The organism is Enterobacter sp. WCHEn090032, from assembly GCF_003986875.1.
Lineage (GTDB): Bacteria > Pseudomonadota > Gammaproteobacteria > Enterobacterales > Enterobacteriaceae > Enterobacter > Enterobacter sichuanensis.
Genome location: NZ_RXRN01000007.1, coordinates 116,265 through 129,962, shown reverse-complemented (window position 1 = coordinate 129,962; position 13,698 = coordinate 116,265). Strand labels below are relative to the sequence as shown.

General features: G+C 58.7%; 14 protein-coding genes. 3 read left to right on the top strand and 11 right to left on the bottom strand.

Going from position 1 to position 13,698, the window contains the following annotated elements; all coding sequences use genetic code 11:
- The first annotated feature begins 2 nt into the window (after positions 1-2).
- Complete coding sequence (locus tag EKN83_RS08095; protein ID WP_126800645.1) at positions 3-422, top strand: nuclear transport factor 2 family protein; 420 nt, start codon at positions 3-5, stop codon at positions 420-422.
- A gap of 2 nt (positions 423-424) precedes the next feature.
- Here EKN83_RS08095 and EKN83_RS08090 read toward each other — a convergent pair whose 3' ends face one another.
- The 3 genes from EKN83_RS08090 to EKN83_RS08080 form a co-directional block, all read right to left on the bottom strand.
- Positions 425-943 (bottom strand): DUF6622 family protein, encoded by a 519-nt coding sequence (locus EKN83_RS08090; protein ID WP_126800644.1) that lies wholly within the window; start codon positions 941-943, stop codon positions 425-427.
- An 84-nt stretch (positions 944-1,027) separates the two neighbouring features.
- On the bottom strand, positions 1,028-2,209 hold the full coding sequence (locus EKN83_RS08085; protein WP_126800643.1) for a PLP-dependent aminotransferase family protein: 1,182 nt from the start codon (positions 2,207-2,209) through the stop codon (positions 1,028-1,030).
- Positions 2,210-2,229: 20 nt separating this feature from the next.
- Complete coding sequence (locus EKN83_RS08080; RefSeq protein WP_047959299.1) at positions 2,230-3,117, bottom strand: LysR family transcriptional regulator; 888 nt, start codon at positions 3,115-3,117, stop codon at positions 2,230-2,232.
- Between the two features lie 97 nt (positions 3,118-3,214).
- On the opposite strand from EKN83_RS08080, the gene EKN83_RS08075 reads away from it, so the two are divergent.
- Complete coding sequence (locus EKN83_RS08075) at positions 3,215-3,817, top strand: short chain dehydrogenase (RefSeq protein ID WP_126800642.1); 603 nt, start codon at positions 3,215-3,217, stop codon at positions 3,815-3,817.
- Here the strand turns inward: EKN83_RS08075 and EKN83_RS08070 are convergent.
- From EKN83_RS08070 to EKN83_RS08040, 7 genes are all read right to left on the bottom strand, one after another.
- Positions 3,814-4,545, bottom strand: coding sequence for a class I SAM-dependent methyltransferase (locus EKN83_RS08070; protein WP_025759712.1), 732 nt, complete (start codon positions 4,543-4,545; stop codon positions 3,814-3,816). The genes EKN83_RS08075 and EKN83_RS08070 overlap by 4 nt on opposite strands.
- A gap of 125 nt (positions 4,546-4,670) precedes the next feature.
- The gene (locus EKN83_RS08065; protein ID WP_126800641.1) at positions 4,671-6,050 is read right to left on the bottom strand and encodes an amidohydrolase family protein; all 1,380 of its coding nucleotides are present in this window, start codon (positions 6,048-6,050) and stop codon (positions 4,671-4,673) included.
- A gap of 1 nt (position 6,051) precedes the next feature.
- Positions 6,052-7,008: a carbamate kinase family protein gene (locus EKN83_RS08060; RefSeq protein ID WP_095450535.1), complete on the bottom strand. Its 957-nt coding sequence runs from the start codon at positions 7,006-7,008 to the stop codon at positions 6,052-6,054.
- Positions 7,005-8,558 (bottom strand): hypothetical protein, encoded by a 1,554-nt coding sequence (locus EKN83_RS08055; RefSeq protein ID WP_045286355.1) that lies wholly within the window; start codon positions 8,556-8,558, stop codon positions 7,005-7,007. The genes EKN83_RS08060 and EKN83_RS08055 overlap by 4 nt, the downstream gene beginning before the upstream one ends.
- Positions 8,559-8,569: 11 nt before the next feature.
- Complete coding sequence (locus tag EKN83_RS08050) at positions 8,570-9,985, bottom strand: DUF1116 domain-containing protein (protein WP_185857658.1); 1,416 nt, start codon at positions 9,983-9,985, stop codon at positions 8,570-8,572.
- Positions 9,985-11,526 carry an acyl-CoA synthetase FdrA gene (fdrA, locus tag EKN83_RS08045; RefSeq protein ID WP_126800639.1) on the bottom strand — a complete coding sequence of 514 codons (1,542 nt, stop codon included), beginning with the start codon at positions 11,524-11,526 and terminating at the stop codon, positions 9,985-9,987. The genes EKN83_RS08050 and fdrA overlap by 1 nt, the downstream gene beginning before the upstream one ends.
- A gap of 108 nt (positions 11,527-11,634) precedes the next feature.
- Entirely contained in the window at positions 11,635-12,240 is a 606-nt protein-coding gene (locus EKN83_RS08040; protein ID WP_126800638.1) for an ankyrin repeat domain-containing protein, read from the bottom strand.
- Positions 12,241-12,558: 318 nt separating this feature from the next.
- On the opposite strand from EKN83_RS08040, the gene EKN83_RS08035 reads away from it, so the two are divergent.
- Positions 12,559-13,488: a LysR substrate-binding domain-containing protein gene (locus tag EKN83_RS08035; RefSeq protein WP_025759721.1), complete on the top strand. Its 930-nt coding sequence runs from the start codon at positions 12,559-12,561 to the stop codon at positions 13,486-13,488.
- On the opposite strand, the gene EKN83_RS08030 is transcribed toward EKN83_RS08035, so the two are convergent.
- Positions 13,485-13,643 (bottom strand): YqaE/Pmp3 family membrane protein, encoded by a 159-nt coding sequence (locus EKN83_RS08030; protein ID WP_008502562.1) that lies wholly within the window; start codon positions 13,641-13,643, stop codon positions 13,485-13,487. The two genes, EKN83_RS08035 and EKN83_RS08030, sit on opposite strands and share 4 nt — an antisense overlap.
- Positions 13,644-13,698: the final 55 nt, after the last annotated feature.

The following is a 13,698-nucleotide window of genomic DNA, read 5'->3' as shown; positions in this document are numbered from 1 at the left end:
TCATGCGTATTATCACATCCCTGCTCGACCCTGCAGAAAACAGCGCACAGCGCGAGAACATGGCCTGCCTGCTGACGGGTCTGTTTAAAGGCGAAATCGATCCGGCAGAGGTATTCACTGCCGACTACCAGCAGTTCACAGACGGCCATACGCTTGATTATCAGGGTTTTGTGCAGCACCTGAACCACGTTCGCGCGCAGATCCGCGAGATCGCATTCACCGTGGAGGAGATAAGCTGCCAGAACCACCTTCTGGCAGACCGGCATATCGTAACGGTGACCTATCCGGAGGGTCATCAGGCCGTACTGGAGGTGTACATGTTTGCGGCGCTGCGTGAAGGAAAAATCTGGCGGATCCATGAGGTCACGCGAGCCCTCAGCGGCAATGCATCAGACCGCGCACTGGCTCACGCGACACAGTAACGCTACTCCGCCGGGTTCAGGGCGACGCTGTTATACACCCCGACATAGCGCACAAACTTGCCGATAAATACGCCCGCAAAGACGCCGCCGGAGACAATTGCCAGCGCGCTCATCGCGGGCTGCTGCAGGGTCTGGGGAGAGATGGCGCTGATAACACCCAGCACATATTTCACCCCAAACGCCAGCATCATAAACGGCAGCGCCGTGTAATCAGCCTGACGGAACAGGGTGCGCGGCGCATCCGTACGCGTGACAACCGTCCGCTTAATCAGGACATACCCCAGCGCCGCGCCGATAACTATCCCTGCGAACCACAGTGCTACCGTCACAAAGGTCAGCTGGCGATAGACCACCAGATCGTAGATATCCCAGACAAGAAAGATCCCTGGAATGATGGAGAGCCGCTCCAGGGTCACGGTTGCGGGCTTGCGGGCTTTTATGCCGCGAGAGAGAAGGAAGAGAAACAGCACCCACACCCAGACGGGGGTGTGCGTCACAACACCGATCAGAAATTCAAACATGGAGATCACCATGAACGATCGCGGCTTTGCCGCCCTGAACGCCTGTTGCGCATAACGGCAGAACCACCGTTATGCGCAGGTCTTTTACAACGATTTTTTCAGGCGACGAACCGCCTCTTTCAGATCTTCATCCGTTGGCGTGACAAACGACATACGCAGCGTTGAAGGGTCTGGCTCATTGCAGTAGAAAAATTCGCCCGGTACAAAGACTACGCCATTACTTAACGTTTTTTCCAGCCAGCGGGTGGTGTTCATGCCGTTGTTCATTTTCGCCCACAGGAACATGCCGCCCTTTGGCTTGTGGAACGACATCACATCGCCCAGCTCCGCCTCCAGTTCCGTCGCGAAGGTCTGGAATTTCTGACGATAGGCCTCACGGATCATTTTAATCTGATCCGGCAGACGGCCGGTTTTCAGGTATTCGTAGGTCATCAGCTGCGACAGGGTGCTGGTATGCAGGTCAGTGGTTTGCTTCAGATTTACCACCGCGCGCTTTAGCCACTCCGGCACCAGCACCCAGCCTACACGCGTGCCCGGCGCGAGAATTTTAGAGAAGGTGGAGGTATACACCACGTTCTCTTCGTTACCGATAGCTTTGGCATGGGCAAGTAACGGACGGAAGAGCTCATCGGTGTAGTTAATTTCGCTGTACGGATCGTCTTCGATGATCACGAAGTCATGGCGCTTCGAGAGTTCCACCAGCTTTTTACGACGCGCTTCAGAAAGCGTAACCCCGCCAGGGTTGCCGAAGGTCGGCACAATATAAACCGCTTTAATGGCTTTTTTGGCCACCAGCGCTTCGAGTTCGTCGACGATCATGCCGTCGCCATCAGTGCCTACGGATTCAAAACTCGCCTGCGCCAGGCCGAACACCTGCAGGGCAGCGAGATAGGTTGGGCGCTCGACAACGACGGTATCGCCGGGGTTAATCAACGCCCGCGCCAGCACGTCCAGGGACTGCTGCGAACCGGATGTCACTACCACGTCATCAGCTTTGCAGGCAATGCCGCGCCCTTCACAGATGCGCTGAATTTCTTCGCGCAGCCCCGGCACGCCTTCGGTCAGACCGTACTGAAAGGCTTCGCCAAAATGCTGTGAGAGTACGGCATCCGCGGCCATTTTCAGGCCTTCGTGATCGAATAAGGCCGGGTTAGGGATCCCCCCGCCCAGCGATATAACGCCTGCCATTTTGCTATGTTTTAATAATTCACGGATGGCAGATGATTGCAGGCCCTGCGCGCTGCTGGCGAGTTTATTCACTGACATTGTTTGCTTACCTTCTTTTTTTATAGTGTGCCCAATCTTAGCAGAATATGAGCGATAAATTCCGTAAGCTTAGGCAGCGGGCGTAAATCCTGGCGCCACAGCAGATGGACCGGCCTCGGCTGCGGGATGTAATTTTCCAGCACCCGTACCAGCCTGCCGCTTGCCAGCTCTTCCGCCACCAGCACTTCCGGCTGCAGCAACAGCCCCGCTCCGGCGCGTGCCGCCATCCGCAGCCCGTAACCGTCGTTGCATCTTAATACCGCATCCCGCTTCCAGCGCACCTCCCCTTCGACCCCCGGTAGCCGCCACTCGTTGCGCTCAGTCCATACGCTGTGGGAGAGGCAAAGGTGATTCACCAGGTCGGCGGGCGTTTGCGGCGTGCCGTAGCGCGCCAGATAGTCCGGCGCGGCGCAAATCACCATCCGGTATGGGCAGAGATATTTCGCCACCAGATCGTCGTGATGAATATCGCCAATGCGAATGGCCAGATCGACACCCTCCTCCACCAGATCCACCATCCGGTTGGTCAGGTCCAGCTCCACGCGTACGTCCGGGTAGCGCTGCAAAAACGTTGCGGTCAGCGGAGCAATAACACAGCCCCCAAACGAGGTAGGTGCCGTCACGCGCAACGTACCGGCCGGTGCGGCGCGCAGACGCTCCACCGCGCTTTCGGCAATCGATACCTGCTCCAGCACCCGCTTTGCTTCGTCATAATAGACCCGTCCGGCGTCGGTCAGACTTTGCCGCCGCGTATTACGCTCCAGCAGACGGGTGCCGAGCTGCGATTCCAGCAATGCAATGTACTTCCCCACCATCACTGACGACATCTCCAGCCGGGATGCGGCACCGGTAAAACTGCCGCTTTCCACGACCGCGATGAAGGTCTCCATGCCGCGAAGCTTATCCATATTCCAAACCTCTGGTTAGCAATCTTCTAACTTTAGCCCAGTTTATCCGGTTTTTAATTTATTAAAGAATGGAGGCTCACAACAGAAGGAGTCGGCTATGAAAATCGTCATTATTGGTGCCAGCGGTACAGTGGGTCGTGCGGTAAGTGAAGAGCTGAGTCGTCGCCACGAGGTGATCCGCGTGGGCCGCACGCAGGGTGACTACCAGGTGGATATTACTTCGCAGGCAAGCGTCCAGGCGCTGTTTGAAAAAATCGGCCCGGTGGATGCCATTGTCTCCGCCAGCGGCGGACTCTACTTTGGCCCGCTCGCGACCATGAAGGACAGCGACTTCAAACAGGGCTTACAGGATAAACTTCTCGGGCAGGTGCGCCTGGCGCTGACCGGCCAGCACTACCTGAACGTAGGCGGCTCGATCACCCTGATAAGCGGCATCGTGGCGCACGAGCCGATCGCTCAGGGCGTGAATGCCACCACGGTGAATGCGGCCCTGGAAGGGTTTGTGCGCGCCGCGGCCTGCGAGCTGCCGCGCGGGATCCGCATCAACCTGATTAGCCCGACGGTGCTCACCGAATCCGTCGAAACCTACGATGGTTTCTTCCCGGGCTTCGAAAGCGTGCCTGCCGCGACGGTGGCGCAAGCCTATCGCCGCAGCGTGGAAGGCGTGCAGAGCGGGCGGGTGTATAAGGTGGGGTATTAAGCCTTTCGCGCGGCGATCAACACCAGCATCGGGCGTTCCGCCTCTTCGGCAAGCGCAGGCCAGGCGTCAATCTGCGCCTGCGTTGGGCCCCACTCGTTGACTTCACTTATCGTTAGCCCGGCCCTGATGAGCGCGTTAAGCGTGGTGCCCAGCGTGCGGTGATACTTGATCACCCCGTCTGCCAGCCAGTTGCTGACGCGCTTACCTTCGTCCTGATAGCGATTCACACCCCAGAACCGCTCGCCGTTGTCATCGGTCAGCCAGCCCTGACGCGTGGCGCTGGTGTAAATGGGGTGTTCCATCGAAAAGACCAGGCTGCCGCCGGGTTTGAGCGCGCGCTGAACCTTAGCAAACAGGGTGTCCAGCTCTGGCAGGTAGTGCAGTGCCAGGGAGCTATAGACCAGATCGAGGCTGTTCTCGTTAAGCGTCAGCGATTCGAGATCGCTACGCTGGTAGTGGATCCGGGCGTCATGCGTCAGCTCAGCGGCGCGGGCAAGCATCTTTTCTGAGATATCCACGCCGGTCACTTCAGACGCGCCCAGCTCACGCGCGGCGCGGCAGAACCAGCCGTAGCCACAGCCGAGATCGACAACCGATTTACCGGTGAGATCGGGCAGCATGCTTTTCAGCGCGGGCCACTCCGGCGCGCCGTCCAGCCCCTGTACCGAGCGCGGAAGCTGGGCGTAGCCTTCGAAAAACGCGGGGTTGTCGTAGATGTTTTGTGCCATGGCAGATCCCTCTTTAAGAATGTGCATAACAGTATACTGCATTGTCGGATGGCGGCTTCGCCTTACCCGACCTACAAAATCTCCGAACCGTAGGCCGGGTAAGCGCAGCACCACCCGGCACCACATTAACCCACCGATCCCCAGACGAGGTTGCCCTTATGGAACGTCGCGGTTCGCGGGGAGATGCGCGCCACGGCTTCTGCGGAGCAGGAGGCGTCCACCAGCACAAAGCTGGCGTCGTCCTGCGCTTTCGGCCACACGCGCTCGCCTTTGTCGTTGAGCGGCAACACGTCGCCGGTGGCAATACCTAATGCGCGGGAAAGCGTCTGCTCGTTCGGACGGATGTAGAGCTGGGCATAAAGATTGGCTTTTTCCAGCATGTCCCCCAGGCCGTATGGCGACCAGTGGTCGATCACGCTGTCGGTGCCCGTCATCACAAACACGCCTTTATCCCGCAGCTGCTTCAGCGGCATATGCAACGTGCCAATTGGCACGGTAGAGGCGATGGTGACCTGCTGCGCCGCCATGCGGGTGGCGATCTCATCCACCTGCTGTTCGTTAAGCGTCGCCAGCGCAAAGGCGTGACTGATGGTCAGTTTGCCCTTCAGCGCCGGCGTTTTTTCCACGGTTTCCACCATGTAATTCACCGCCGCCACGCCCGCCGGGCTGGTTTCATGCAGATGAATATCCACCCCTTTGTCGTAGTCCAGCGCAATCTGGAACATGGTGTCGAGGGATTTCTCCATCGCGCCATCGACGTTGGTAGGGTCCAGCCCACCCACGTAGTGCGCCCCGGCCTGCATCGCCTCACGCATCAGCTTTTCGGAATTTGACAGCAGCAGCCCGTGCTGCGGGAAAGCGACGATTTCACAGTCAAAGCCGGGCTTGCGGCGCGATAAAACCGCCTGCAGGTTTTCCAGATTCTTCAGGCCGGAGGTCGGCTCGATATTGCAGTGGCTGCGGGCGATGGTAGAGCCTTTCGACTGGATGAGGTCGATCAGCTTTTCCGCCCGCGCCTGGGTGTACGGCTGCAGCTCCGGCAGCAGCTTCTGCTCAAGACGGATCATGTCCTGAATGGTGGTGCCCGCCGGGCGGTTGAGCGACCGCCATGGTCCGCCGTAAAAGGTTTTATCCAGGTGGATATGCATGTCGCGCATTGCCGGAAGCATCAGCTTGCCGCCCGCGTCATAGTGCGGCAGCGAGGCGACCGCGTGGCTTTTGTTGTCGCGCAGGGCGACGATCTTGCCGTCTTTAATCTCCAGCGTTTTCAGCTCGGTGCGGGTGCTTGTCGCCACGCTGCCGTCAAAGTTGAACCCGGCTTCAAGCAGCACGTTGTCCAGATAGTAATGTTTTGCGGTGATGGTCATCGGTTTACCGGTCTCGCAGAGTGGCTTTGCGGAATCAGCAGCATACGCGACGGATCCGGTCGCGCCAAACAGCGCGCAGGCGGTGACCATTTTGCCGCTCTGGCTAATGAATTCACGGCGGCTTTTATTCTCACTCATCTTATCTTCCTTCATTAACAATGTGGGTGCCGGTTTCCCCGCGCAGCGCGGCGGGCAGGCAGTCCGGCGAGGTGATGATCACGCGCTTGCCGCCGTGGTGTAAAAACGCCAGCGAGGCGACAATTTTGGGCAGCATGCTGCCCGCCGGGAAATGTCCCTCTTCCATGTAGCGCGTCATCTGCGCCACGTTGACGGTGTCCAGCGCCTGCTGGTTCGGCTTGCCGAAGTTGACGCACACCTTCTCCACCCCGGTGGTGATAACCAGCACGTCGGCGCGGATCTCGCGCGCCAGCAGCGCGGTGGAGAGATCTTTATCAATCACCGCATCCACGCTCTGGTAATCGCCCTGCGCCGAGCGCACAACGGGGATCCCGCCGCCGCCCGCGCCGATCACCACAAAGCCTTTTTGCGTTAACGCTTTGATAGCCTCCGCTTCAACGATGCGCAGCGGCTGGGGTGACGCCACCACGCGGCGATAGCCCCGGCCTGAATCTTCAACAAAGTGCCAGTCCGGGTGCGCCTGCTGCAGTTCATCACGCTGCGCCTCACTGAAGAACGCGCCGATGGGTTTGGTCGGATGGCTGAAGCCGGGATCGTTTTTATCCACCTCCACCTGCGTGACGACCGTGACCGCTTTTTGCTCCCCGCGGGCGGCCAGGCAGTTGTTGAGTGCCTGCTGGATCAGATAGCCGATTCCTCCCTGCGTGTCCGCCACGCAGTTCGCCAGCGGCGTCAGCGGCAGCCCTTCCCGCTCGTGAGCGATTTCGGCGCGGCGCAGATCCAGCCCGACCTGAGGGCCGTTACCGTGGGTCAGCACGATGTCATAGTCCGAGGCCAGCATTTCCAGCACCGACTCTGCCACCGCTTTCACCGCCTGCGCCTGATGCTCGACCGACTGGCTGGCGTTGTCTTTGATAATGCTGTTGCCGCCAATGGCGACGACCATAAGCGCTTTCATACGTTTTCCTTCACAATCGGGCCGGGTTCGACGCTCGCCGTTTCGCGGCTATCCAGTACATGCTTCACCACAAACATACCGCCCATCATCAGGTAGGCCGTCACGAACATCAGCGAACTGCCTTCGGCAAAGCCCACTACCGGGGCGTGGATGACGCCAAACAGCGCCAGCAGCGCGCCCCCCGCGGCGGCGACAGCCCCGCGCAGCGGTTTGTTAATGATGGCAAAGATGGCGATACAGCCCCAGAGCATACTGGCCAGCGGCGCGCCGTTGCCGAGATGCATCAGCCCTTCGTAGTAGATCCCTTTGCTGTGCAGCACGTCGGTACCGATTTTCGCCGCACTTGTCCCGGCCGCGCCCATCACGCTGTTCATCATGGTCAGCGCCCAGTTGGCGATCCACGGGAACAGGCAGATGAAGATGACGGGGACCTCCACCTTCGGCGTCTCCCGCACCACCTGGTTGGCGGTGACGACGCCGATAAACACCAGAATCGGCACGATGGCGGTCATCGGAATGATGGCGAGCATAAACGCCCCCAGCCCGAACAGCGGCACGATGAACATGGTCACGCCGGAAGCCAGCGTGTAGCCGATGCTCGCCCCCATCGCTTTCCAGCCCGGATGGCCGACATAGACCGTGACCGGGAACGGGTTGCCCATCAGGCAACCAAGCATCGACGCCAGACCGTTTGCCAGCATCACTTTACGCGTCGGGTATTCGTCCCCCGCCGCGTGGGCGCTTTCGATGTTCTCCAGGTCAAAGATATAGTTCGCCAGGCCCAGCGGAACTGCCGAGGCAAGATACGGCAGCGCGTGCGGCAGCCCCTGCAGGAACCCTTCCACATGCACCTGCGGCGGGTTAAAGCCGAACGATGACATCGAGGCTTTAATCGCCTCCGGGCTTTGCAGGCCGGAGATCCACGCCAGGGCCGTGCCGGCAATCAGCAGCAGCAGCCCTGTCGGGATGCGGGCAAAAATGGGCTTTTTACCGAACCAGTTGATGAAGATCAGCAGCAGGACGATGAAGGACACGGTGGGCGCTTCGAACGCCTGCAGCATCGGGTTCATCGCCAGCAGCAGCAGGCCCAGGCCGGACAAGCACGACAGCAGCACGGTACGCGGGATCATCTTGCGGATGGTTTCCCCTAAAAACGAACCGCCCGCCAGGATCATCGCCTCAACAAAGCACCACACCAGGCCAATCTGAATGGCGAACTCCGCATCGCCCGTTTGCTGATATACCGGCATCAGGACCAGGAAGGTCACGGTAAAAATTGACGGCGCGCTGGGGCCGGACGGCAGCGCGGTCACATCCGTGCGCCCGGTCTGGCGCGCCATCTGCATGCCGAACCATGCGTAGCAAATACTCGCCGCCAGCACCGCCAGCCCGAAGGCGGGCGCAATGCGTCCATAAACAATCTCCTTCGGGATGCCGACGACAAAAATGAGCAACCCCATCATGGTCAGCAAATTGGTCAGGTTGTTGGTCATCAACCCGAAATAGGCCGCCCAGTCACCTCTTTTCCACTCCAGTTTCATGTTTTTCATGGATGCATGCCTTATAAAAAGTAGCGATCGCGGAAGGTCAACAGCGCCTTTTCAAAACAGCTAAACGGCGGGTGGACAATGCCCGCCCCAATCATGCCGATGCCCGCGTCTTTGTGGGCAATGGCGGTGTTGATGACCGGCAGAATGCCGCTGCCGGCGACTTTAGTGATGTCGATGGCGCTCGGGATGCCCATAAACGAGAGCAGCGGAATGGTGACGTTCGGGTTTTCGCCGAGGGTGATTTCACGCATCTGGCGGGAGAAGTCGATGGCTTCCTCCACCGTGCCACCCACAAGGGCGACAATCGCCGGGGCCGTTGCCATCGCAAAGCCGCCGATGCCGTAGGTTTCGGTAATTGCACTGTCGCCAATGTCCAGCCCGGAATCTTCCGGCTTATAGCCCGCAAACATAGGGCCAATCACCTGCTGCGCCGGGCCGGTGAACCACTGTCCCGGCAGGCCGGAAATGCGCAGACCAAACTCGTAGCCGTTACGCGCCATGGTGGTGACCACGGTGCTGTATTCAATGCCTTGGGCGGCATCCAGCGCGGCCTTACACATTGCCATCCACGTCGGGCCGGAGAAGTAGTCGCTGCTGGCAACAAACTCAAACACCTCGCGCTGCTGCTCAACCGGGTAGCCCGCCTGAATCAGCCCCGGCGTCAGCGCCTGGATCAGCAGCGTGGTGCCCGCGTTGTTGCGGTTGTGGCACTCATCGCCCATATGCAGCGCCTGGGCCAGCATCAGACGCAGGTCGATTTCACCGATAATCTTCATGGCGTCGCGCAGCATCGGGCCGAGCACGTCGCGCATCCAGTTCAGACGGTCGATCACGCTCTGGTCGTTGGCGCCCATGCGCAGGATCTTCGCCATCTGTTCGCTGAGGTTGGTGAACGCGCGGTTGCCATAGGTTTTGTTCTCAACGATGTGCATAAACATCGACGCGGAGGTGACGCCCGCCATGGAGCCCACGCAGTCGTGCTCGTGGCACGGCGAGAAGGTGATGTCGCCTGAGGCCGCCAGCCTGGCCGCGTCCTCCAGATCCGTCGCCAGCCCTTCAAACACCAGTGCGCCGGTGACAGCACCCTTCATCGCTCCGCACATGTTTTCCCAGGTCACAGGCGGACCAGCATGCAGGATGGTAGTGCGGGTCATCCCCGGCACAACGTTAATCGCCTGGTCATAGCCCACCAGCACCGGATGAGACTGAATAATGCGCTCAAGAGCGAGTTGGTTGGCGGCGGCGATCTTCTCCGCCAGCGGTTTTTGTGCCAGCTGGTCGAGCGCCTCAACAACCTGCATATTGCCCTGCCCCGGCGGCGTCCAGTCGAGCTGGGTGACGGGAACGTGCTGTTTTTTGAGATCGTCACTGAACATCGCGATGCCGACGTTAATCACGTCCAGCGGCTGGTTAAATAAAGTGGTCATTATGCTTTCTCCCCTTTGCAGACAAATTCACGGGCCAGTAATCCGGTGTTGGTGCTGCTGCTGGCCCAGATGACGCCGGCATCGGTGAGCCGCTGGCACTGCTGCGCCAGCGGCTGCGGATCCTGATCGGTACCCAGCACGTAGCCGAGGATCTCCAGCGGACGGTTATCGGCTTTCGCAATGGCCTGCGCCTCTTTGATGGCGTCGAGCATCACCCCAACCGGATCCTCGTGCGCGCCGAAGCCCAGCACGAAGTCCATCACAATCACCCCCACTTCCGGATCGCGCGCTTCCTGCAGCAGGCGGCTGATGCGGTTGGTCGGGTCGATCATCGGGTGCGGCTTGCCGTTGGTGAAATCGTCATCGCCGAAATCGAGGAAGGTATGGCCCTGGCTGACGTTGATATCGCGCAGGCGCTTCGCCGGATCCGGTTGAATGTTGCTGTAGACGTCGTCGAATTTTTCCAGCGCCGCGAACATCGCTTCATCGCACAGGGTGCCGCCGCAGAACAGGCCGCGAATGTATTTCTGCTGCGGGGTCAGGCGGGCGCGCACCGCTTCAATCAGCGGCCAGTTGAGCGGGTGCAGGTCCAGAGACGCTTTTTTGATGCCGGTGAGCAGGACGGCCTTCAGGGCCGCCTCTTTGGTGCCGCGCGCAAACTGCAGCCCGTCTTCATCTGCTGGCGGCTCATTGCACCCAAGGAAACAGACGACAACGGGCTTGCGGCAGGCGCGCGCCCGGGCCAGCACTTTTTCGGCCACGGCGGGGGCTGGCGGCTTGGAGATCAGCGCAATCACCTCTGTGCCCTCGTCGGCCTCCAGCATCCCGATGGCGTCGAGCATCATCAGGCCGCCGATCTTCTCGCTGAGATCGCGCCCGCCGGTGCCAATCAGCTGCGATACGCCGCCGCCAAATTCATGGATGCGCACGCTCAGCTCCTGGCTGCCGGTACCGGATGCGCCGACAATCCCAATGGGCCCGCGGCGTACCGCGTTGGCAAAGCACAGCCCCGCGCCGTTGATAATGGCGGTGCCGCAGTCTGGCCCCATCATCAGCAAGCCTTTCTGGTGCGCCAGCTGCTTCAGCGCCAGCTCGTCGTCGAGCGACACGTTATCGGAGAACAGCATCACGTTAAGATCGTTTTCCAGCGCCTGACGCGCTTCACGGGCGGCAAAGGTCCCGTTGACCGAAATGACCGCAAGATTGGCATCAGGACGATGGGTTTTGGCGCTGGCAATCGTGGCGTAGCGTGCTTCATGGGCGCCCTGGCGTTCTTTACGCGTGAACAGCGCCTCAATTGCCGCCAGGGTTTCATCATTGGCCGCGTCGCCTTTAATCACGATCATCAGATCGCCGTTTTTAGCCTCATTTAATTCCGGCGTTAACAGTCCGAGGTTTTTTAAGACGCCTTTATTCATCTCCGTCGCCATGGCCACAAAGGCCTGCTCGACGCCCGGCAATTTATTGGCTTTGGTGGAAACGGACATTAATGAGACGGAGTCAAAATACGTGTTCTTTTTAATCACGATTTTCGTGGGCATTATTTTCTCCTGAGAGCGGATAAAAGGGGGCCGCCGTCGCGCGAAATACACGTCGGTAAAAATGCGTTTTTTAATTACTGGCCAGCCGGAAAAGGCTGGCCGAATACGTTATGCGCCCGCCGCCAGCAGCAGGTCGGCTATCTCGTGGTAGCCTTTTTCCTGCGCCAGTTCGAGCGGCGTTTTACCGTATTTGTCGGTCATATGCGGGTTCGCGCCGTGTTCCAGCAGAAGCTTCACAATCTCCTGCTGCTTCGCTCCGCCGTCATTTAATACGATGGCTTCCAGCAGCGGCGTCCAGCCGACAAAGTTGGTGTGGTTGACGTTAATATCGGTTTTTTCCAGCAGCTCACGCACAATATCCACGTGCCCTTTTTCACTGGCAGGGGTAATGCCCACGCCGCCGAAGCGGGTCAGGCGGTCGAGGTCCGGATTCGCGGGTAATATCAGCCGCAGGAGGGTGATATCGTTGGTCAGGCAGCTAATCAGGAAGGGGTTAAAACAGGTCTGGTCCTGTTTATCAATATCCGCGCCGGCATCAATTAATAAGGACACGCAGGAATAATGTTTGTTCAGGCTGGCAAGAATAATCGCGGTTCTTTTCTGACGGTTGGTGGCGTTAATATCCACGCCTTTCTCCAGACAGGCTTTTAGCGCGTCGGCATTGCCCTGCTCTGCCGCCAGCAGAAATTCAGTAACGAGTTCGTTCGCAGACATAAAGACTCCCGATGATGTGTTGCTGATGACCTGAGAATAGCAACAGCCCTTTCAGAAAAGAATCCGCTTAAAAATCATTCATCGACAGTCAATTCATTGTTGAGTTAAATTCAATAGTTCAGCTAAAACGTGCGTCTGTGCAACCTTTTCCTTATGGCTGGCCGCTTTTTATCGCCGCAGACGGCATTGTTCTTATGGCTGATAAAGCCTTGCACGACAAGGCCTGTAGTAAATCATCAGAACTGTGACCGGCGTCAAATACCGTGTTGCGAGGCTGTTAAAATATGTTCAAAACTGATGGCAACCTGGAGCCGTAATATGAATTCGATCTTTACTGAAGAGAATTTGCTGGCCTTCACGACCGCGGCACGTTTCGGCAGCTTCAGCAAGGCGGCTGCCGAACTGGGCGTTACCACTTCGGCCATCAGTTACACCATTAAGCGGATGGAGACCGGGCTGGACGTGGTGCTGTTTGTCCGCAACACGCGCAGCATTGAGCTGACCGAGTCCGGTTTTTACTTTTATCGCAAAGCGACCGACCTGCTGAATGATTTTCATGCCATCAAGCGCGGAATTGATACCATTTCTCAGGGCATCGAAGCGCGGGTGCGCATCTGTATTAATCAGCTGTTATATACCCCGCGCCATACCGCGCGGCTGCTGCAGGTGCTGAAAAAACAGTTTCCTACCTGCCAGATCACCGTCACCACCGAGGTGTATAACGGCGTCTGGGACTCGATCATTAATAACCAGGCCAATATCGCCATTGGCGCCCCGGACACGCTGCTCGACGGCGGGGGGATTGATTACACCGAGATCGGCGCCATCCGTTGGGTGTTTGCCATCGCGCCGGAACACCCGCTGGCCTTCGTCCCGGAACCGATAGCGGAGAGCCAGTTGCGCCTGTATCCCAACATCATGGTGGAAGATACGGCACATACCATTAACAAGAAGGTTGGCTGGCTGCTGCACGGACAGGAGGCGATTCTGGTGCCGGACTTTAATACCAAATGCCAGTGTCAGATCCTGGGGGAAGGGATAGGATTTTTGCCGGAATATATGGCGCGGGAAGCGGTGGAAGACGGGCTGCTGGTGACGCGACGTATCAATAACCCGCGTCAGGACTCGCGCATGCTGCTCGCCACGCAGCATGCCGCAACCGGCCAGGTCACGCGCTGGATCAAACAGCAGTTTGGCCCACAGGGCGTGCTGACCGGGATCTACAGCGACTTACTCTGGCGCGCTTAGCTTTTGCTTTGTACCCAAAACGCGTGAATGAGGCCGGGGAAGTAGCCCAGCAGCGTCAGAAGAATGTTGATGATAAACGCCCAGCCAAGCCCTTTGCCCAACAGAACGCCCAGCGGCGGCAACAGGATGGTAAAGACAATACGCCAAAAACCCATAAAAACTCCGTGCAAGCTAATCCATTGAAAATAATAAAAGAACACCCTCTAAGCG